Origin of the sequence: Ensifer sp. ENS08 (assembly GCF_014852195.1) — a bacterium.
Classification (GTDB): domain Bacteria; phylum Pseudomonadota; class Alphaproteobacteria; order Rhizobiales; family Rhizobiaceae; genus Ensifer; species Ensifer adhaerens.
Genome location: NZ_JACVBF010000004.1, coordinates 318,257 through 339,999, shown reverse-complemented (window position 1 = coordinate 339,999; position 21,743 = coordinate 318,257). Strand labels below are relative to the sequence as shown.

Sequence of the window (21,743 nt, the reverse complement as noted above, 5' to 3'; positions counted from 1 at the left end):
TGCCAGAAATGAGGTAACCGGCGGCGTTGATGTTGTTTTCCGGCAGGCGAAGGCTTTCTTACCTGTATGTGCGTGAAGGCTGGCGCCGCGTGTCGCGTCGCCTGTCGATCGGGCGCGTCTCCACTCTGCGCTTTACCGGCTCCACCCCCAATCGCCTGATCGTTGCGCCGACGGATCTGAGGGCCGTCGATCCCTTTGTCGCGGAAGAAATTCTTGCCGGGCGCTTCCCTCTTGCCGGCCGCGTGCTCGACACGGAGGGCGAGTCGCCGTTCGAGATCGATCTGCCGTCGCGCGAATTTGCGGCCCGGCTGCATTCCTTCGGCTGGCTGCGGCACCTGCGGGCGATCCGCGAGGATGCGGGTTTCGTCCGGCTGCGGCAGATCGTCGACGACTGGATCGGCACCCATGGACGCGATCTCGGCGGCATCGCCTGGGATGCGGATATCATGGCGCAGCGCATCATCGCCTGGCTGTCCCATTCGCCGGTGGTGCTGCGCAATGCCGAGCATGGCTTCTACCGCCGTTTCCTGAAAAGCCTGGCGCTGCAGGTGCGCTATCTCAGGCATATCGCCGATACGGTGCGCGACGGCGAGCAGAGGCTTCGGGTGCGGCTTGCGCTTGCCATGGCGTCGGTTTCCATGCCGGCATCGCCCGGCGCCATCCGCAAGGCATCGCGCCATCTCGATCTCGAACTCGACCGCCAGATCCTGCCCGACGGCAGCCACTTCTCGCGTAGTCCGCGCGCGGGCCTTGAGCTGTTGCTGGATCTGCTGCCACTCCGCCAGACCTACGTTAATCTCGGGCATGACGTGCCGTCGCGCCTCATTCCCTGCATCGACCGGATGTACCCGGCCCTGCGCTTCTTCCGGCACCAGGGCGGCGAACTCGCGCTGTTTAATGGTGCTACCTCGGTTCTGGCGCATGAACTGGCGTCGGTGCTGCGCTATGACGAGACGGCCGGCGAACCCTTCCGCTCCCTGCCGCACGCCCACTACGAACGTATGGCCATGGAAAACACCGTTGTCATTATGGACACCGGCCGGCCGCTTTCCGTAGACCTGTCGCGCAGTGCCCATGCCGGCTGCCTGTCCTTCGAAATGTCCTCGGGCAAGACGCGCTTCGTCGTCAATTCCGGCGCCCCGAAGTTTGCCGGGGAGCGATTCCGCCAGATGGCGCGGATGACGGCTGCCCATTCGACCGTGACGGTCAACGACACGTCGTCGTCGCGCTTCTCGCAATCGCGCTTTCTCGGACCGATCATGACGTCGGGCGTCAAGCACGTGTCGGCGGCCCGCAAGGACGAAGCGGGCGGGCTCGAGTCGGTGACCGCAAGCCACGATGGCTATCTTGCCGCCTTCGGCCTGGTCCACGAGCGTGGTATCGGTGTTTTGAACGGCGGTCGCATGGTCCGCGGTCGCGACCGGCTGTCGCGCGCCGACGGCAGCGACCCGGAGGCAAGCGATACCGCGATTGCCGTGGCGCGGTTCCACATTCACCCGGCGGTCGCCATTCGCCAGAACAGCGCCCGCGAGATCTTCCTGACGGCGCCCGATGGCGAGATCTGGCTGTTTGCCTGCCAGGATGGTGATCTTGCCGTCGAGGAGGACATCTTCTTTGCCGATCCTTCGGGTATCCGGGCCTCGCAGCAGCTGACGGTGACCTTTGCGATTGCGCAGCAGCCGGAGATCCAGTGGACGTTTTCACGCGCGAACTGAGCCTTCTGTCTTGACGACGGGCACGCCCAACGAAGCGCCTCAAGTTTTCCGTTCGCGTTTCAGGAGCGATCGCATTGATGAATTTGGATCGATCCGATCCAGATTCATCGCGATCTTCAGGCCCGGCGAGGTTCCTTCGCCCGGCAAGCTATGCTAACGGGCAGCCATCTCAACCGCCGGAGCTTCCTCCCGGGGCGTCCGGCGCCGCCAAAGGAGCATGGTTGTGGCTGTCGCCTCCAAGAAAATCCCCGCCCCGAACGAGGTTACGGTCCGCACCGCCCTCCTCTCCGTCTCCGACAAGACGGGCGTCGTCGAGCTCGCGCGCGCCCTTAACGAAAAGGGCATCCGGCTCGTTTCGACGGGCGGGACCCACAAGGCACTCTCCGAGGCTGGCCTGCCGGTGAGCGACGTTTCCGAGCTGACCGGCTTTCCCGAGGTCATGGACGGCCGCGTGAAGACGCTGCATCCAGGCGTTCACGGTGGCCTCTTGGCGATCCGTGACGATGCCGATCACGTTGCGGCCATGTCGACGCACGGCATCACCGCCATCGACCTCGCGATCATCAACCTCTACCCCTTCGAAGAGGTCAGGGCCAAGGGTGGTGACTACCCGACGACGGTCGAAAACATCGATATCGGCGGCCCGGCGATGATCCGCGCCTCGGCCAAGAACCATGCCTATGTGACGATCGTCACCGATCCGGCCGACTATCCGGTGCTGCTCGAAGAGCTTGCTTCCGGCAAGACGACCTATGCCTTCCGCCAGAAGATGGCCGCCAAGGCCTATGCCCGGACTGCCGCCTATGACGCGGCCATTTCCAACTGGTTTGCCGAAGCGCTCGACACCCCGATGCCGCGTCACCGGGTGATCGGCGGCGTACTCAAGGAAGAGATGCGCTACGGCGAGAACCCGCACCAGAAGGCAGGCTTCTACCTGACGGGCGAGAACCGCCCGGGTGTCGCCACGGCGACGCTGCTGCAAGGCAAGCAGCTCTCCTACAACAACATCAACGACACGGATGCCGCCTTCGAGCTGGTGGCCGAGTTCCTGCCGGAGAAGGCACCGGCGGTCGCGATCATCAAGCATGCCAACCCTTGCGGCGTCGCGACCGCGGCGACGCTTGCCGAAGCTTATCGCCGGGCGCTTGCCTGCGATTCCACCTCGGCTTTCGGCGGCATCATCGCGCTCAACCAGGAGCTCGATGCGGAGACGGCCGAAGAGATCGTCAAGCTCTTCACCGAAGTGATCATCGCGCCTTCGGTCAGCGATGCGGCCAAGGCCGTGATTGCCCGCAAGCCGAACCTGCGTCTGCTTGCGACCGGTGGCCTGCCGGATCCGCGCATTCCGGGTCTTGCCGCAAAGACCGTCTCGGGCGGCCTGCTCGTGCAGACGCGCGACAACGGCATGGTCGAGGATCTCGAACTCAAGGTCGTCACCAAGCGCGCGCCGACGCCCCAGGAACTCGAAGACATGAAGTTCGCCTTCAAGGTGGCCAAGCACGTGAAGTCGAATGCGATCGTTTATGCCAAGGACGGCCAGACGGCCGGCATCGGCGCCGGCCAGATGAGCCGTGTCGATTCCGCCCGCATCGCCGCGATCAAGGCCGAAGAAGCCGCAAAGGCGCTGGGCCTTGCAACGCCGCTCACCAAGGGTTCGGCTGTTGCCTCCGAAGCCTTCCTGCCGTTTGCCGACGGCCTGCTCTCGGCGATCGCCGCGGGTGCTACGGCCGTCATCCAGCCGGGCGGCTCCATGCGTGACGAAGAGGTGATTGCGGCTGCGAACGAGCATGGCGTCGCCATGGTCTTCACCGGCATGCGCCACTTCCGCCACTAAGATCGTCGGGGCGGGCGCTGGGCGTCTGTCCGGAATTGGCCGCTAAGGCCCAACAGTCAGAAGCCGTCGCTTCCCCAGGATGCGGCGGCTTTTTTGCGACCGTCATCGGCCGGATAGGGCGTGCGCAGAAGGATCAGCAGGCCGATCACCAGAAAAGCAATCAGCGCCATCATGCCGATCCGTGCCGAGCCGGTGGCAAGCGTGATCGTGGCAACGGATGCGGGGGCGAGGAACGAGGTGGCCCGGCCGGACAGCGCATAGAGGCCGAAGTAGCGACCGGCCTCGTCGAGGCTGACGCTGCGGGCGAGGTAGGAGCGCGACGAGGCCTGAACGGGGCCGAAGGCGACACCGACGAGCAGGCCGTAGAGAATGTAAGCCTTTTCGGCGGCCGTGCCGAACAGGCCGCCGGTATCTTCCATCGACAGCGGCAGCAGCCCAAAGAGCGTGAAGCCGGGGCCCGTCGAGACGATGCCGATCGTGGCAATCGTCAGGCAGATCAGGCTGGCGGTGACGATCACCTTGGAGCCAAGGTGCGCATCCAGCCAGCTGGCGCAGAGGCAGCCGCCGATCGCGACGACGTTGAGAATGATGCCGTAGACGCCGAGCTCCAGGGTCTGCCAGGCGAACATCGCGGCCGCGAAGGTGCCGCCGAGTGCCAGCAGACCATTGACGCCGTCCTGGAAGACCATGCGCGCGATCAGGAAGCGCAGGATCCCACGCCTTTCCCGAAGCTCGACGAGCGTGCCCTTGAGCTCCCTGAGGCCAGTGACGGTTGCCTTGCCGAGCGACATCGCCGCCTTGGTGGCATCCGGCGTGAACAGGAACATCGGCAGGATAAAGACGAGGTACCAGACGGCGGAGATCGGGCCGGTGATGCGTGCATCCTCCCCCTTCGCCGGATCCAGGCCGAACAGAGGGTCGATGCCAAGTGCCGTCTTGCCGGTCTCAGGACTTCCGGCAAGCAAGGCCACGACGGCGACCAGCACGATCATGCCGCCGAGATAGCCGAGCCCCCAGGCGATGTTGGAAATGCGCCCCACGTCCTTCTCCGGCACCAGACGGGGCATCATCGAATCGTTGAAGACGATCGAGAACTCGGCCGCGACCGTCGCGAGGATCATGAAGATCGCCGGATAGAGGATCGGCGAGCCGGGGGCTGCGAACCAGAGCATAGCCAGCGATGCGATCTTGATGACGGCGAAGAAGGCGATCCAGGGTTTGCGCGGCCCGGTGGCGTCGGCGATCGAGCCGAGCACCGGCGAAAGAACCGCGATGATGATGCCCGAAACCGTGAGCGTGTAGCCCCACATCGCCTGGCCGACCGCATGGTCCTCCGTCAGCCGCGATACGAAATAGGGGCCGAAGATGAAGGTCGTGATGACGGTGAAGAAGGGCTGCGCGGCCCAGTCGAACAGCATCCAGCCGCCGATGCCCGCACGGGACGTGCGTGGCTGGTCTTCAGTCCCCTCGGCCGAAATCTGCAAAGTCCCCTCCCGAAACGACTGCGCCACGCGTCCCCTCGAACGCGCGGCGCAGCCTATCTTCAATTGAACCGATTCCAAAAGGTCTGGAACCGGACGCGGGCGAAAAAACTGCCCGCATCCTCTTTGGTACCGTTACTTGGCCCTTCCGCGTGCCAGGTCGTTGAGGAGACCTGCAGCGACGGTGATCTTGGCAAGCGTCGTTTCACCCTTCTCGGTCAGAAGGCGCAGCTGGCCAGTCGCCTGGGCGACACGGACGCGCTCGCTTTCTTCCCAGGCCGCAACCGGGTTGCGCTCCTTCTTCTGCTCGCGCAGGGCTGCCGCGGTGATATCCCGGCGTGCCGCCGCGATATCGGATACGGCGCGTGACAGAGCCATGGCCTCGAACTGCTCGGTTGCCGGAACGCGATCGGATGCCGCAAGCAGACGGTTGATGCGAAGCGTGTCGGTGACGGCGAAATAACCTTGCGCCGTGCGGCTCAGCGTCTCGCCGGTTTCTGCGGCAATCTGCATGATCTCGGGCACCAGCGTCATCAGCGCCAGTTCCGAGATTTCCTCGGCGAGCTTGGCGGGGACGCCACCCTCGACGAAGGCTGCCGTCTTCAACCGGGCTTCTTCGGCGCTCTCGCCGGACACTGCAGTGCGCATGGTCGCACGCAGCTTCTGCAGGCCGTCGCCGAGGCGCGATACGGCCTCGGAGACCGAGCCGGTCGCCGCATGGGTGCGCAGCGCCCGCTCGGTGACGAGCGTGAAGATGCGGCCGACTTCCTGGTAGAGGATGTTCTGCAGGCCGCCGCCGATCTTGTTGTCGAGCGCGTCGATCTCGTCATAGATCCGCGGCAGGTCGAAGCCGTCGAGCGCCAGCACTGCCGCCTTGACGACGTCGGCCGAGAGGAAGCCGGTGGCGTCCGTCAGGGTCGAGACAAAGGCCGGACCACCGCGGTTGATGACCTCGTTGGCGAGGATCGTCGCGATGATTTCGCGGCGCAGGCGGTGACCGTGGATATCGCCGGCATAGGCCTTGCGCATCTTGCCCGGGAAGTAACGCTCGAGCGTCGCCGTGAAGTACGGATCGTCGGGCAGCTCGCTCGCAATCAGCTCATCGAAGAGAACGAGCTTGGAGTAGGAGAGCAGCACGCCGATTTCCGGGCGGGTCAATGGCTTGCCCGCCTGGTAACGCTCGGTCATGGCCTGGTCGGTCGGCAGCGTCTCGACCTTGCGGTTGAGATGGCCGTCGGCCTCCAGCCGGGTCATGAGCCGGCCGAGCGTCGTGCGGTTGCCGAGCCCTTGCATGGCGGTCAGAGAGATCGCCAGCGATTGCTCGTAGTTGTTGCGCAGCACCAGGTGGCCCACTTCCTCGGTCATCGAGGCGAGCAGCGTGTTGCGCTTCGGACGGGTCAGGCGACCATCGCGCATGGCGGAAGCCAGCGCGATCTTGATGTTGACCTCGACGTCGGACGAGTTGACGCCCGCCGAGTTGTCGATGGCATCCGAGTTGCAGCGGCCGCCATTCAGGCCGAAGCCGATGCGGCCCTTCTGGGTGACGCCGAGGTTGGCGCCCTCGCCGATGACACGGGCGCGGACCTCTTCGGCTGCCACGCGAATGGCGTCGTTGGCGCGATCGCCAACTTCGGCGTCCGTTTCGTTGCTGCCGCGCACATAGGTGCCGATGCCGCCGAACCAGAGCAGGTCGACCTGGCTCTTCAGGATCGCGTTCATGATCTCGAAGGGCGTTGCCTTCTGCTTGTCGAGGCCGATGGCGGCCATCGCCTCAGGCGTCAACGTCACCGACTTCTCGGCACGCGAGATGATCATCGCGCCGTTCGAAAGCGTCTTGCGGTCATAGTCCTGCCAGCTCGAACGCGGCAGGTCGAACATGCGCTTGCGCTCGGCAAAGGACCCATCGATATCCGGATTCGGATCGATGAAGATATCGCGATGATCGAAGGCTGCGATGAGGCGGATCTTCTCGGACAGAAGCATGCCGTTGCCGAAGACGTCGCCCGACATGTCGCCAACGCCGGCAACGGTGAAGGGCGTCGTCTGGATGTCGGTATCCATCTCACGGAAGTGCCGCTTGACGGTCTCCCAGGCGCCGCGGGCGGTGATGCCCATCTTCTTGTGGTCGTAGCCGGCGGAACCGCCCGATGCGAAGGCGTCGTCGAGCCAGAAGCCCGCTTCCTGTGCAAGGCCGTTGGCCGTGTCGGAGAAGGTCGCGGTGCCCTTGTCGGCAGCAACGACGAAGTAAGGGTCGTCGCCGTCATGGCGCTGCGTGTCAGCCGGCGGTACGACATCCTGGCCGACGATGTTGTCGGTGACCGACAGCAGCGTGCGGATGAAGGTCTTGTAGGCTTCGGTGCCGGCCTTGAAGATTTCGTCGCGGGTGCCGCCCACCGGAAGCAGCTTCGGATAGAAGCCGCCCTTGGCGCCGACGGGCACGATAACGGCGTTCTTGACCTGCTGCGCCTTCACCAGACCGAGCACTTCCGTGCGGTAGTCCTGGGCACGGTCCGACCAGCGCAGACCGCCTCGGGCGACCTTGCCGAAGCGCAGGTGCACGCCCTCGACCTCGGTGCCGTAGACGAAGATTTCGCGGAACGGATGCGGTTCCGGCAGACCGTCGAGCTGCTTCGGGTCCAGCTTGAAGGCGAGCACCGCGCGCGGCTTGCCGTCGGCGTCATGCTGGAAGTAGTTGGTCCGGAGCGTCGCTTCGATCGCGTTGACGTAGCGTCGCAGAATCCGGTCCTCGTCGAGGCTCGGCACGGCCGAGAGCGCGTCCTCGATCGCCGACAGCAGCGCGTTGCACTTCTTGGCCCGTGGCTTTTCCTCGAGCTTCGGATCCATCCGGGTCAAGAACAGCTTGAAGATATCGGCGGCAATCGCCGGATACTTGTTCAGCGTGTCGGCGATATAGCCCTGAGAGTAGGTGATGCCGGCCTGTCGCAGATAGCGGGCATAGGCGCGCAGCACCGTCACTTCGCGGGCGTTGAGGCCCGCAAGCAGGATCAGCCGGTTGAAGTTGTCGTCCTCGATCGCGCCGTTCCAGGCGGCCAGGAACGCCTCTTCCAGCGCCGGGCCGGATTTTTCGAGGTTCAGCGCAAGGCCATCACGATGGATCAGCTCCATGTCGTGCAGCACGACCTTGCGCTTCTCTTCGCCATGGGCATTGACGCCGATGTCGTAGGTCTGTTCGCTGATGACCCGGAAGCCGAGGTTTTCAAGCAAAGGTACGCGGCGCGACAGCGACACGGGTTCGCTGGCGTGGAAGATCTTGAGCTCGGCGGTGTCCGGCCGCGAGACGGCGCGCGGATAGTGGTAGAACTCGATGCGGATCGGATCCGGGCCCTTGCAGGCGGCGATGTCGGCCAGATCGGCATAGGCTTCAGCCGGCGTGAAGAACGACTGGTAGGCATTGTCGACATCGAGCTCGATGCCGTCCTTGCGGGCAAGCAGGTCGAACCGGTCGATCCAGCGGGTGACGATGCCGCGAACGGCTTCTTCGAGCTTGGCCTGCGGAATGCGCGGCGTCTTGCCGGCGGAGCGGCCGATGATGAAGTGGACGCGGGCAAGGCCCCCTTCCGGGAAGGCCGGGTAGTAGGCGGAGACGCGACCGTCATAGACCGTCTTCAGGTAGTCGCCGATCTTTTCGCGCACATCCGAATCGTACTGTTCACGCGGCACGAAGACGATGACCGAGACGAAGCGGTCGAAATGGTCGATGCGTGGCAGCACGCGGATGCGCGGCCGGTCGCCGAGTTCGTTGATCTGTTCGCAGAAAGCGGCGAGCAGGCCGACATCGATCTGGAAGAGATCGTCGCGCGGATAGGATTCGAGCGTGTTGTCGAGCATCTTCCCGGAATGGCTCTGCGGATCGTAGCCGAAGTGATCGACGATCTTTTCGATCTTGTGGCGCAGCAGCGGGATCTCGGCCGCCTGGCGGGTATACGCCGAGGAGGTGAAGAGGCCAACGATGCGCAGTTCTCCGGCGACATTGCCGTCGGCGTCGAAGCGCTTGACACCGATATAATCCATATAGGCGCGGCGATGGACGACCGATTTGACGTTGGCCTTGGTGACGATCAGGAAATCCGGGCTTTCGAGGAAGGCGAGAATTTCAGGCGTAGTCAGCACCGCGTCCTTGCCCTGGCGCAGCACGCGCACATCGGGATTGGAGAGCATGCCGAGGCCCCTGCCCTTGCCGCGCTCGACCATCGCCTTTCCGCCCTTGCCGGAATAGGTGTATTCGCGCATGCCGAGGAAGGTGAAGTTGTTGTCACGCAGCCAGCGGAGGAAGGCGAGCGCCTCGTCGCGGTCGCTCTTCTTGCGCGAGGCATTATAAGCCTCCAGCTCCTGCATCGCATGATCGAGCAGCGCGGTCATCGCTGGCCAGTCGTGCACAGCCTGGTGCACCTGCTCCAGCACGTCGCGAATGCGGTTGCTGAGCTGTTCGGCCTCGACCGGCGCGAGCTTCGTCAGATGGATCTGGATATGGCTGACGCGGTGCGACGGATCGCTTTCCTCTTCGGGATCGAAGAGCTTTGCCGGCTTGCCCGGTTCCTTGACCAGGATGGGATGGATCGCGAGGTGAATGTCACGGTGGGTGCTGGTGATTTCCCCCATGACCGAATCATAGAGGAACGGCATGTTGCGTTCGGTGACCGCGATGATCGACACCTCGGTGCCGCCAGGTGCTACACCGGCGACGGTTTCGACGGAAACCTGCGGCTTGCCGCCATCCCAGCGGGCGAGTTCCTGATAGGCATGGGCGGCTGTCAGCGCCAGCATGTCCGCCGAATAGAGATCGAGGTCATCGTTGCTGGCCCCACCGAAGAGGATCTCCGGCGCCAGCGCCTCGACGCCCAGTTTGATGGCGGCCGCCTTCGCTGCGTCGATGTGTCTGTCCCGCTTCGGATTGTATTTCACGCCCATGAAGTCTCTCCCATTCATGATAGGCCAAACCCTATCAGAACCATGGCTAATGGCGACCGCTTTTTACGCTGATTTCGGCAAAATCGAGCCCAAAATCGGAGAATTTCACGTGAAAACAGCTTAAATCCATTTAAATCGAAGGTAATTTCGCGAAAATTGCTCGAAAATCGAAGAAAAAGCACGAAAACGCCAGAGGCTTCTCCGGAGCCTATCTGCCATCGGCTGTTGACAGGGGGGTGACAGTCGGGTGAACAGAGTTTCGAGATCGTAGGATTGGACTGGTCGATGCCCGAAATGCCTTCCCTGCCCGGCGCCGTCATCGTCATCTCGAGCCATGTCGTGCGCGGCAAGGTGGGCAACAGGGCCGTGGTCTTCGCGCTTGAAACTTTGGGGCATCCAGTCTGGGCCCTGCCGACCGTCATCCTCCCCTGGCATCCGGGCCACGGCCGCTCGACGCGGGTCACCATTTCCGATCAGGATTTCGGGTCGGTGATCGATGACCTCATTGCAGCACCCTGGGCCGGAGAGGTGCGTGCCGTGCTTTCGGGCTACCTCGGCTCGGCCGGACAGGCCGAAAGCGTGGCCCGGCTGGTGACGGCGCTGAAGGAGCGCAATCCCAAACTGATCTACGCCTGCGACCCCGTGATCGGCGATGCTGGCGTTCTCTATGTGCCGGAAACCACGGCGGTTGGCATTCGCGACCGGTTGCTGCCGCTTGCAAATCTCGCGACCCCGAACCGTTACGAGCTTGCCTGGCTTGCCGGGGCGACGTTGGAGACGAACACGGCGATCCTTGACGCAGCGCTCGGCCTCGGTCCGGCCCGCGTCTTGGTGACGTCTGCCGTGCCGATGATGAGCGGCGGGACCGGTAATCTCTTTCTCTCGGGCAACCACGCCCTGCTTGCCGAACATCGTTTGGTCGAAAACCCGCCGAATGGTACGGGCGACCTGTTGGCGGCGGTGTTTCTCGCCCGGATCCTTGAAGGACTTTCAGAGGAACGTGCCTTGCAGATGGCGACTGCGAGCGTATTTGAGATCATCGCGCGGAGCGTCAAGCGCGGCGCGGATGAACTGACCATCGAGCAGGACGCGTCGAGCCTATCGACGCCAATGGCGATGGTGCAGATGCGCCGACTGGTTCATCCGAATCAGATGCGGCGCAAGTGAAGAAGCTGTTCACGGACCGCCACCCCTATGGCATCGTGGATTGAATTTTAGATCGCGATCATTTTCATGACGGAGGCGCAGGTGGGCGAAAGCCGGCCATGCCGCCTTGAAGCACGAGCGGAGCAATCGATGGACAAGCAGCAGCAGCGTTTTCCGGACTATCTTCTGAACGGCTACCACAACTTCATGAACGGTCGCTTCAGCGAGCAGCAGAAACGCTACAAGGCGCTGGCGGAAACCGGTCAAAAGCCGAAGACGATGGTGATTGCCTGTTGCGACTCGCGCGCTGCGCCGGAAACGATCTTCGACAGCGGCCCGGGCGAACTCTTCGTCGTGCGCAACGTCGCCAATCTCATGCCGCCCTACGAGCCGGATGGTCACTACCACTCCACTTCGGCAGCCCTCGAGTTCGCCGTGCAGTCACTGCGCGTCAGCGACATCGTCGTCATGGGCCATGGCCGCTGCGGTGGTATCAAAGCGGCACTCGATCCCGATGCGGAGCCTCTGTCATCGGGCGATTTCATCGGTCGCTGGATGCATCTGCTGAGGCCTGCGGCTGAACAAATCCAGAGCAACGACGTGATGACGCAGGCGGAGCGCCAGCGTGCGCTCGAGCGGGTTTCGATCCGCAACTCGCTTGCCAATCTGCGCACTTTCCCGTGCGTCCAGATCCTCGAGGCCAAGGGCAAGCTCCACCTGCACGGCGCCTGGTTCGACATCTCGACCGGCGAACTTTGGGTGATGGACCCGGTGACGGGCGATTTTTCCCGCCCGGGAATGTAAGCGGTCAGCAAAAAGGCCCGGCTCTTTCGAACCGGGCCCTTTGTCTGGTTAGTTATGCGTTCCGAAGGACGAAAATCCTAGAGACCGTCGATCTCGGCGCCGATGATGGCGATCGCCTGCTGGTAGACGCTTGCGGCGTTCCAGCCCTGGATCGCAGCGAAGTTCGCCTGGCCCTGCTGATAGCCGGCGCCCGGCTGCCAGCCATGGCCGCGCAGGAAATTGGCGGTGGATGCCAGCGCGTCGGCCTTGGAGCGAACCATGTCGACATGGCCGTTGCCATCGCCATCGACGCCGTATTTCAGGACGTTGGCGGGCAGGAACTGGGTCTGGCCGATTTCGCCGTGGGCGGCGCCACGCGCATCCGGGCTCAGATCGCCGCGCTGCACGAGCTGCAGGGCCGCATAGAGCTGGTTGGTGAAGTAGTCCGAGCGACGGCAGTCATAGGCCAGCGTCGAAACGGCCGAGAGCGTGTGCTCCTTGCCCATGAAACCGCCGAAGCCGGTTTCCATGCCCCAGATGGCAATCAGCGGGCCAGCCGGCACGCCGTAGCGCCGCTCGATGCTGGTAAAGAGTGCGGCGTTCTGCTGCTTCATCTTCTTGCCGCGGGAAATGATCACCTGGCCGCCGCGCTTCTGCATGAACTGCTCGAGCGACAGCTTGAAGCTCTTCTGGCCGCGGTCGGCGCGGATCGTCGCCTTGTTGTAGGAGACGCCGGAGAGTGCACGGTCGAGCACCTGCGGGCTGATGCCGTTGCCGGAGGCCTGCTGCTTGAAGTTCTGCACCCAGGCCTCAAAGCCGCTTCCATCATTGCCGCATTGGGCGGCCGATGCCACCGCCGGAAAAACTGCAGTCGAAATCAGGGCGGCAAGCCCCACTGCTGCGCACTTCGCCCTGTGCATGAAATACCCCGTCATAGCCCGAATCTCGTTGCTCTTAAAAATGCCAGCCTTCGCCGGCCGTGTCACCTACCGCAAGCGGCAGGTAACTTTATCGTGGTTTCACGTGAATCCGGGAAGGATCGGCCCCTCGTGAAACAGGAAACCCGCCAGGCTCGAAAGAGCCTGGCGGGAGTGAGTGGTTCTAATGCCGTTTTCAGGCAGCCTGCTTGCGCGGCTTGATGAGGCCACGATTGACCAGCAGCTCGGCAATCTGGATCGCGTTCAGAGCGGCACCCTTGCGCAGGTTGTCGGAAACGACCCACAGGTTGAGGCCGTTCTCGACGGTTGCGTCTTCGCGGATGCGCGAGATGTAGGTCGCATCTTCGCCGGCGCACTCGTAAGGCGTGACGTAGCCGCCGTTCTCGTGCTTGTCGACGACGAGGCAACCCGGCGCTTCGCGCAGGATGTCGCGCGCTTCGTCAGCGGTGATCTCGTTTTCGAACTCGATGTTCACCGATTCGGAATGGCCGATGAAGACGGGAACGCGCACGGCGGTGCAGGTCACCTTGATCTTCGGGTCGAGCATCTTCTTGGTCTCGGCGAGAACCTTCCACTCTTCCTTCGTGTAGCCGTCTTCCATGAACACGTCGATGTGCGGAATGACGTTGAAGGCGATGCGCTTGGTGAACTTCTTCGATTCGATGGGGTCGGCGACGAACACCGCGCGGGTCTGGTTGAAGAGTTCGTCCATGCCGTCCTTGCCGGCGCCGGAAACCGACTGGTAGGTCGAGACGACGACGCGCTTGATCTTGGCGTGGTCGTGCAGCGGCTTCAGCGCGACGACGAGCTGGGCGGTCGAGCAATTCGGGTTGGCGATGATGTTCTTCTTGGTGAACTGCGCGATCGCGTCCGGGTTCACTTCCGGAACGATCAGCGGCACTTCGGCGTCGTAGCGCCAGGCCGAGGAGTTGTCGATGACGACGCAGCCCTGCTGGCCGATCTTCGGCGAATACTTCAGCGATACGGCGCCGCCAGCCGACATCAGGCAGATATCGGTGTCGGAGAAGTCGTAGTTTTCGAGGTTCTTGACCTTGAGGGTCTTGTCGCCGAAGGAAACTTCGGTGCCCTGGGAGCGGGCGGAAGCGAGGGCGACCACTTCATCCGCGGGAAAGCCGCGTTCGGAAAGGATGTTCAGCATCTCCCGGCCGACATTGCCGGTGGCGCCTGCGACTGCAATCTTGAAACCCATGATCTAAGCTCTCTTTTCTGTCTCTCCTCGTCGGGTGAGGGGGAAACCGCGCGACCTGCCGCGAGGGTTCCTGTCCCCGGCCAAACCGGGGAGAGAGCGGAGGGCCAGAGACGTCAGACGGTTTTCGTCGTCGTTTTGGCCGTTGTTTTGCAAGCGAACGAAAAATCGACATCCTGCCCCGCGGCAAGAGCCGGCAGGATCAAAGCAGCGATGGCTGGACCGATCGGTCGCATGGTGGTGATTTCCTCGTTCGTCGCTGCTCTTACGCGGTTTTGGGGAAGAGTCAAGACATTGCCGCGCGCCGGCACGCCCCCGCCCTGCCCGCGATCGATCGCCGCATTAGACGAAAGTCATAAGCCGAAAGCATCTCTGCCTGTGATGACACTTTTCTGACATCCTCATTTCAGGCGCACCACGTCCGGACGTTCGAGGGAGGAATGCTGGACCAGCCAATGGGCGCTCCTTTGGAGTGGAGGATTATCAAAATGGCAAATGTCGCGACAGCGGACGACGCAAAAACGCGTCCGATGACCGGCGAGGAGAAGAAGGTCATCTTCGCCTCGTCGCTCGGTACCGTCTTCGAATGGTACGATTTCTATCTCTACGGTTCGCTCGCCGTCTACATCGGCGCGACCTTCTTCAGTTCCTACCCGGAAACGACGCGTAACATCTTCGCGCTTCTGGCCTTTGCCGCGGGCTTCCTGGTTCGCCCGTTCGGCGCGCTCGTCTTCGGTCGCCTGGGTGACCTCGTTGGCCGCAAATATACCTTCCTCGTGACGATCCTGATCATGGGTCTGTCGACCTTCCTGGTCGGCATCCTGCCCGGCGCTGCCTCGATCGGCATTGCCGCGCCGATCCTGCTCATCGTGCTGCGCATGCTGCAGGGCCTGGCGCTCGGCGGCGAATATGGCGGTGCGGCAACCTACGTGGCCGAACACGCGCCGCATGGGCGTCGCGGCTACTTCACGTCCTGGATCCAGACCACGGCGACGCTCGGTCTGTTCCTGTCGCTGGTGGTGATCCTGCTCGTGCAGTTCGCGCTCGGCAAGGAAGCCTTCGCCGCCTGGGGCTGGCGCATTCCGTTCCTGCTGTCCTGCGTGCTTCTCGGCATTTCCGTCTGGATCCGTCTGAAGATGAACGAGTCCCCGGCCTTCAAGAAGATGAAGGAAGAGGGCAAGGGCTCCAAGGCGCCGCTTCGGGAAGCCTTCGGCCAGTGGAAGAACGCCAAGATCGCGCTTCTGGCGCTGTTCGGTGCCGTCGTCGGACAAGCCGTGGTCTGGTACTCCGGTCAGTTCTACGCGCTGTTCTTCCTGACCGGCGTCCTGAAAGTAGACGGTCAGTCGGCCAACATCATGGTCGCCGCCTCGCTTTTGATTGGCACGGGCTTCTTCGTGCTCTTCGGTTGGCTCTCCGACAAGATCGGCCGCAAGCCGATCATCATGGCCGGTTTGCTGCTTGCGATGCTCACCTACTTCCCGCTGTTCAAGGCGCTGACCTGGGCCGGTAACCCTGCACTCGCTGAAGCCCAGGCAACCGTTCGCGCAACGGTGACCGCGGCTCCCGGCGACTGCAAATTCCAGTTCAACCCGACGGGCACGGCGAAGTTCACCACCTCGTGCGACATCGCAACTGCGTTCCTCACCAAGAACTCCGTTCCCTACGACGTCGTCACGACGGCAGCAGCGGGCACGGCCGCGACGGTCAAGGTCGGCGACACCACGATCAACAGCTACGACGCAGTCGCTGCTGGCGATGGTGCCAAGGCCGCCAACGCCGCCTTCGAAAAGCAGACCAACATGGCGCTCCACAATGCCGGCTACCCGCTGGTTCGTGGCGCGGCAAAGGTTCCGGACGCCAAGCTTGACGGTTTTGTCACCGCCAACCCGGAACTGTCGCTTGACGCAGCCGCTGTCCGCGGCGGCGAAAAGACCATGCTTCCGGCCGAAAAGCTCATCGCCGACAAGCTGCTGACCAAGGATGAAGTGGGCGCTGCCACCGAAATGGCCGTCTACACGATCGCCGGCGGCGGCACCTACGCGATGGTCGCGGATCCTGCCAACGTCAACTGGACGACAATCATCGCGGTGCTCACCGTGCTCGTCATCTACGTGACGATGGTCTACGGCCCGATCGCAGCCCTGCTGGTCGAACTTTTCCCGACCCGCATCCGCTACACAGGCATGTCGCTGCCCTACCACATCGGCAACGGCTGGTTCGGCGGTCTGCTTCCGGCAACGGCCTTCGCGATGAGTGCTGCCCAGGGCGATATCTACTACGGCCTCTGGTACCCGATCGTCTTTGCAGGGATCACGCTGGTCATCGGCCTCCTGTTCCTGCCGGAAACGAAGGATCGCGACATCCACGCGATGGATTAAGCCCGGCGCTCCCGGAGAGAACAAATCCCGGGAGCACCTCAAATCTTCCCCGAGCTATTATGGCTCTCCTGACTCCGGCGCGGTCTTCCGCGCCGGCTTTTTTATTGGGTCGGCTCGCTGCGTCCGGCAAGCGGCCAACCGCCCGGGCCGAGGCGAAACAGGCGACCGTATTTGGCGAAGACAAACGCCATCATCACCGATGTCCAAAGGCCGAGCAGCAGCCCGGCGGCGACGTCGCTTGGATAGTGTGCGCCAACGATGACGCGGGAAACACCGATCGTCAGCGCCAGGACCAGAAAGAGTGGCCTCAGTCTCGGCAGCAGCATGGCGAAGACGCCGAAAAACGCACCGGCCGCAGTCGAGTGCCCGGACGGAAAGCTCTCATAGAGATCACTGGCGGCGAACGGCGTCAGGCTGTAGGCGCCGAACTCGGCAAAGAGTTCCGGTCGTGCCCGGCCGATCAGGAGCTTCAGCGTATGCACCAACGCGCTGGCGGTGCCGATCGTCAAAAGGAAATAGGCGGCGAGGTCGCGGGCAGTGCGCGCCTTGTTTTGAAGCGGCCCCTGGCTTGCCGCCCGGCGCAGCACGAAGGCCCCCGCAAGCAGGATACCGGAAAGATAGATCATCCAGCCAAAGGTACCGAAATCGGTGATCCTTTCATTGAAGGTGACGATGTTGTCCGGCAGGCCTTGCGCGCGCTGTGACAGGAACGGATCGAGCGGGATGAGCGCGAACACGAGGATGGCTGTTGTCAGCACGATCCATCCGGTGGCCGCAAGTGGTCGGTTCATGGTTCTCCCATCCTGCCACCCAGATCGCGCGGCAATTGTCTGTTCCTGTCGGGGCACGATGCAGGGCGCTTCCCGCGCCAGGCGGCCCCGATCCATCTTTTTCCGATGTGTCGGTTCTTTTGGCAAATTCAAGGCCGTGGAATGCAAAACACCTCCGGATGCGCTCCGGAGGTGTTGGTTTTCGTAGGCCTGTTGGCGTCGGCGTGACGCCGATCCGGGATCGGTTGTCGCTTACGCCGACAGCGCCTTGAACTCGGCAAGGATGGCGTCGCCCATCTCGGTGGTGCCGACCTTCTTCGCCCCTTCGGCCATGATGTCGCCGGTGCGGATGCCCTGGTCGAGCACGTTGGCGATCGCCTTCTCCAGATTGTCGGCTTCCTTCACCAGGTTGAAGGAGTAGCGCAGGCACATGGCGAACGAGGCGATCATGGCGATCGGGTTGGCAATGCCCTTGCCGGCAATGTCCGGCGCCGAGCCATGCACCGGCTCATAGAGCGCCTTGCGCTTGCCGGTGACGCCATCCGGTGCACCGAGCGAGGCGGACGGCAGCATGCCGAGCGAGCCGGTGAGCATCGCCGCCACGTCCGACAGCATGTCGCCGAACAGGTTGTCGGTGACGATGACGTCGAACTGCTTGGGCTGGCGCACCAGCTGCATGCCGCCGGCGTCCGCCAGCATGTGCTCGAGCTGGACGTCGGAGTATTTCGCCTTGTGCGTCTCGGTCACCACCTGGTTCCACAACACGCCCGACTTCATGACGTTGCGCTTTTCCATCGAGCAGACGCGGTTGTTGCGGGTGCGGGCCAGCTCGAAGGCGACGCCGGCGATGCGCTCGATCTCGTAGGTGTCGTAGACCTGGGTGTCGATGCCGCGCTTCTGGCCGTTGCCGAGATCGATGATCTCCTTCGGTTCGCCGAAATAGACGCCACCGGTCAATTCGCGCACGATCAGGATGTCGAGGCCTTCGACCAGTTCCGGCTTGAGCGACGAGGCGGCGGAAAGCGCCGGGTAGCAGATCGCCGGGCGCAGGTTGGCGAAGAGTTCGAGATCCTTGCGCAGGCGCAGCAGACCGGCTTCCGGGCGAACCTCGTAGGGCACCGCATCCCACTTCGGACCGCCGACGGCGCCGAACAGCACCGCATCGGCGGCAAGCGCCTTTGCCATGTCCTCTTCCGAGATCGCCTGACCGTGGGCGTCATAGGCCGAACCGCCAACCAGGCCCTCGTCCGTCACGAAGCCGGCACCAAGCTCGGCATTCATGTAGGCGATGATTTTGCGGACTTCCGCCATGGCTTCCGGGCCGATGCCGTCGCCGGGCAGAAGGAAGAGGTTGCGCACAGTCATGGATAGTCCTTCTCGCGGGGGGAAAACTCGGCCGCGTTCTAGCGCAACTTCGTATCGAGGGAAATCGGCGAAACGAAAGATTTGTGCGCGCCCGCGAGCGGAACGTTCCCTACGGAACAGCTGATCGGTCGAGGCACTGCGATCATGGCCCAGAAGCCGCGTACCTGCCTGGCCGTCGATCCCTCGAGGAGAAAAACATGCGCAATTTTGTTCACGCCGTCGCCGCCCATATCCGCGCCACGACCAAGAACCTGACCTTTACTGGCCGGCCCTCCGGCAAGCGCTCACCCGCGTCGTCCTATAGTTGGCTTAGCTTTCCTCTTGACTGAAACGGTGCCTCCGGATCGAATGCGGGTAACACAACTGGGAACCCGCCATGTCCGAGACGCTGCTGATTGGAGCCTTTCTCGCCGCCCTCTCCTATGTCCTTATTCCCGGACCGGCGTTTCTGGCGCTGCTCGGCATCGGCGCCGGCCAGGGGCGCAAGGCAGGCGCCTTGTTCATGGGCGGACACCTTGCCGGTGACGTTCTCTGGTCGACCCTGGCGCTGGTCGCAATCGTCGGCGCGCGCTCTGTCGGCACGACGATTTTCGATATCCTCGGCCTCTTCTGCGGCGCCTATCTCGGCTGGATCGGCTGGACGGCATTGCGCGCACGCCCCGCCGGCGAGAACCGCGCGCTCGTGACAGTCGAGCGTCCTTTGAGGCGCGGACTGATTTTTGGACTAACCAATCCCAAGGGCTATCCGGTGGCGCTCGCAACCTTCACGGCGCTGCTTGCCAGCTCGGCCAACGCGCTCGAGTTCGATGCGCTGCCGGCGCTGCTCGGCGTCTCGCTGATCGGATTTCTCGTGGCCGATCTGATCCTGATCGTCATCATCGGCACCTCGGTCGTGCGGCGTTTCTACCGACGCCACGAACTCACGATCGTCCGGCTCTCCGGTCTCCTGTTCATCGGCTTTGCCGTTCAGGCGGTCTGGCACGCTGCCCCCGGGCTTCTCGGTTTGCGCAGGCCTTGACGGCAAGCCCCCTCACGACCACCTCAATTGCCTCCGCGTCCTGATGTCATAGATCACGACGCCCCTCCCCGGCCCCGCGTCGGACCGCATGCGAAAGGATTTCTGATGACCACCAGCACCCCGCTCAATCCCGCGCTCACCGCATGGACCGGCCACGAAGGCCTGCCGCGTTTCGACCTGGTGAAGGACGAGGATTTTGCTCCGGCGTTCGACGCGGCTTTCAGGGAACATGAGGCGGAGATCGACGCGATTGCCGAAAACCCGGCGGCGCCGACCTTCGAAAACACGATCATTGCGCTGGAGATCGCCGGTGACGGACTGTCGCGCGTATCCTCGATCTTCTGGAACAAGGCCGGCGCCGACACCAACGAGACGATCCAGGCGCTGGAGCGCGATATCGCGCCGAAGATGTCCCGGCACTATTCGAAAATCGGCATGAATGCGGCGCTGTTCAAGCGCATCGACACGCTGTGGGAAGGGCGCGCAAGGCTTGGCCTCGATCTTGAAGCGACGCGCGTACTCGAGCGCCACTGGAAGGGTTTCGTCAAATCCGGCGCCAAGCTCGCAAAGCCGGAGCAGGAGCGGCTGGCAGCGATCAACGAGAAACTCGCCGGCCTCGGCGCCAGGTTCGGGCAGAACGTGCTCGCCGATGAGAAGAGCTGGGTTCTGTTCCTGGGGAGCGAGGAACAGCTCGCCGGCCTGCCGGACTTCCTGCGCGACGCCATGGCGGCGGTCGCCGAAGACCGCGGCCAGAAGGGCAAGTATGCCGTCACCCTGTCGCGCTCGATCATCGAACCGTTCCTGACCTTCTCCGACAATCGCGAGTTTCGCGAGCAGGCCTTCCGCGCCTGGATCGCGCGCGGTGAAAATGGCGGCGACACCGACAATCGCGGGCTGATCGCCGAGATGCTGGCTTTGCGTGCGGAAAAAGCGAAGCTGCTCGGCTATGACAACTTCGCGTCGCTGAAGCTCGACGATACCATGGCTAAGACGCCCACTGCTGTGAACGGCCTGCTGATGCAAGTCTGGGAAAAGGCGGTTGCCCGCGCCCGCGAGGAAGAGGCCGAGCTTGCCCGGCTCGTTGCCGACGAGGGCCGCAATCACGACGTCATGCCCTGGGACTGGCGCCATTACGCCGAGAAGCTCCGCGCCGAGAAGTTCAATTTCTCCGAAGGCGAACTCAAGCCTTACCTGCAGCTCGAAAAGATCATCGAGGCCTGCTTCGATGTCGCCAAGCGTCTGTTCGGCATTACCGCGACGGAGAAGAAGGGCATTGCCGCCTACCATCCCGACGTGCGCGTCTTCGAGGTCAAGGATGCATCCGGCAAGCTGGTGGCATTGTTCCTTGGCGACTACTTCGCCCGGTCTTCGAAGCGCTCCGGTGCGTGGATGAGTTCGTTCCAGTCGCAGCACAAGCTCAAGCTGAAGAATGGCGCCGAAGGCGAGCTGCCGATCATCTACAACGTCTGCAATTTCGCCAAGCCCGCCGAGGGCAAGCCCGCGCTGCTGTCGCTCGATGATGCCCGAACGCTCTTCCACGAGTTCGGGCACGCATTGCATGGCATGCTATCCAACGTCACCTACCCTTCGGTGTCCGGCACGGGTGTGTCGCGTGACTTCGTCGAGCTGCCGTCGCAGCTTTACGAACATTGGCTGACGGTGCCGGAGATCCTGAAGCGTTATGCGGTGCACTACCAGACCGGCGAGCCGATGCCGCAGGCGCTGCTCGACAAGGTGCTGGCGGCGCGAACCTTCAACTCGGGCTTCGCAACAGTCGAGTTCACGTCGTCCGCACTGGTCGATATGGCCTATCATACGGCCACGGAGACGGCGGAACCGATGGCGCTCGAAGCCAAGAAGCTCGATGAGATCGGCATGCCGAAATCCATCGTCATGCGCCATCGCAGCCCGCACTTCCTGCACGTCTTCTCGGGCGACGGCTACTCGGCCGGCTATTATTCCTACATGTGGTCGGAAGTGCTCGACGCCGATGCCTTCGCCGCCTTCGAGGAAACCGGCAACGCCTTCGATCCGGCCATGGCCGCCCGCCTCAAGGACAACATCTATTCGGTCGGCGGCTCGATCGATCCGGAGGATGCCTACAAGGCCTTTCGCGGCAAACTGCCGAGCCCGGATGCGATGCTCGCGAAAAAGGGCCTGGCTGCCTGAGCCACGCCGA

The 21,743-nt window shown here is 63.2% G+C and carries 14 protein-coding genes; 8 read left to right on the top strand and 6 right to left on the bottom strand.

Features of this window, described 5'->3' with window-relative positions; translation table 11 throughout:
* Positions 1 to 29: 29 nt before the first annotated feature.
* Both IB272_RS13570 and purH read left to right on the top strand, forming a co-directional pair.
* Positions 30 to 1,715 carry a heparinase II/III family protein gene (locus IB272_RS13570; protein ID WP_060583721.1) on the top strand — a complete coding sequence of 562 codons (1,686 nt, stop codon included), beginning with the start codon at positions 30 to 32 and terminating at the stop codon, positions 1,713 to 1,715.
* Positions 1,716 to 1,938: 223 nt separating this feature from the next.
* A complete protein-coding gene (gene purH, locus IB272_RS13565) occupies positions 1,939 to 3,549 on the top strand; it encodes a bifunctional phosphoribosylaminoimidazolecarboxamide formyltransferase/IMP cyclohydrolase (protein WP_060583754.1) in 1,611 nt (536 codons plus the stop codon).
* A gap of 56 nt (positions 3,550 to 3,605) precedes the next feature.
* Here purH and IB272_RS13560 read toward each other — a convergent pair whose 3' ends face one another.
* Positions 3,606 to 5,033, bottom strand: coding sequence for an MFS transporter (locus IB272_RS13560; protein WP_060521509.1), 1,428 nt, complete (start codon positions 5,031 to 5,033; stop codon positions 3,606 to 3,608).
* Positions 5,034 to 5,165: 132 nt separating this feature from the next.
* Positions 5,166 to 9,959: an NAD-glutamate dehydrogenase gene (locus IB272_RS13555; RefSeq protein WP_060583719.1), complete on the bottom strand. Its 4,794-nt coding sequence runs from the start codon at positions 9,957 to 9,959 to the stop codon at positions 5,166 to 5,168.
* 285 nt (positions 9,960 to 10,244) lie between these two features.
* On the opposite strand from IB272_RS13555, the gene pdxY reads away from it, so the two are divergent.
* Positions 10,245 to 11,126 (top strand): pyridoxal kinase PdxY, encoded by an 882-nt coding sequence (pdxY, locus tag IB272_RS13550; RefSeq protein WP_192444457.1) that lies wholly within the window; start codon positions 10,245 to 10,247, stop codon positions 11,124 to 11,126.
* Positions 11,127 to 11,255: 129 nt separating this feature from the next.
* Positions 11,256 to 11,909 (top strand): carbonic anhydrase, encoded by a 654-nt coding sequence (locus IB272_RS13545; protein WP_060583714.1) that lies wholly within the window; start codon positions 11,256 to 11,258, stop codon positions 11,907 to 11,909.
* Positions 11,910 to 11,986: 77 nt separating this feature from the next.
* Here IB272_RS13545 and IB272_RS13540 read toward each other — a convergent pair whose 3' ends face one another.
* Together IB272_RS13540 and IB272_RS13535 are read right to left on the bottom strand one after the other, a co-directional pair.
* Positions 11,987 to 12,808, bottom strand: coding sequence for a lytic transglycosylase domain-containing protein (locus IB272_RS13540; protein WP_034800180.1), 822 nt, complete (start codon positions 12,806 to 12,808; stop codon positions 11,987 to 11,989).
* Between the two features lie 193 nt (positions 12,809 to 13,001).
* On the bottom strand, positions 13,002 to 14,036 hold the full coding sequence (locus IB272_RS13535) for an aspartate-semialdehyde dehydrogenase (protein WP_034800169.1): 1,035 nt from the start codon (positions 14,034 to 14,036) through the stop codon (positions 13,002 to 13,004).
* Between the two features lie 485 nt (positions 14,037 to 14,521).
* Between IB272_RS13535 and IB272_RS13530 the strand changes: the two genes are divergently transcribed.
* Complete coding sequence (locus IB272_RS13530; protein WP_060583712.1) at positions 14,522 to 16,411, top strand: MFS transporter; 1,890 nt, start codon at positions 14,522 to 14,524, stop codon at positions 16,409 to 16,411.
* A gap of 101 nt (positions 16,412 to 16,512) precedes the next feature.
* Here the strand turns inward: IB272_RS13530 and IB272_RS13525 are convergent, their stop codons facing one another.
* Positions 16,513 to 17,202, bottom strand: coding sequence for a phosphatase PAP2 family protein (locus IB272_RS13525; protein ID WP_060583710.1), 690 nt, complete (start codon positions 17,200 to 17,202; stop codon positions 16,513 to 16,515).
* Positions 17,203 to 17,433: 231 nt separating this feature from the next.
* Entirely contained in the window at positions 17,434 to 18,546 is a 1,113-nt protein-coding gene (gene leuB, locus IB272_RS13520; protein ID WP_192444456.1) for a 3-isopropylmalate dehydrogenase, read from the bottom strand.
* A 197-nt stretch (positions 18,547 to 18,743) separates the two neighbouring features.
* On the opposite strand from leuB, the gene IB272_RS35375 reads away from it, so the two are divergent.
* The 3 genes from IB272_RS35375 (at position 18,744) to IB272_RS13510 (ending at position 21,733) form a co-directional block, all read left to right on the top strand.
* A complete protein-coding gene (locus IB272_RS35375; RefSeq protein WP_268089491.1) occupies positions 18,744 to 18,875 on the top strand; it encodes a hypothetical protein in 132 nt (43 codons plus the stop codon).
* Between the two features lie 47 nt (positions 18,876 to 18,922).
* Positions 18,923 to 19,564, top strand: a complete 642-nt coding sequence (locus tag IB272_RS13515) for a LysE family translocator (RefSeq protein WP_060586602.1) — start codon at positions 18,923 to 18,925, stop codon at positions 19,562 to 19,564.
* Between the two features lie 105 nt (positions 19,565 to 19,669).
* Positions 19,670 to 21,733, top strand: a complete 2,064-nt coding sequence (locus IB272_RS13510) for a M3 family metallopeptidase (protein WP_060586601.1) — start codon at positions 19,670 to 19,672, stop codon at positions 21,731 to 21,733.
* Positions 21,734 to 21,743 lie beyond the last annotated feature (10 nt).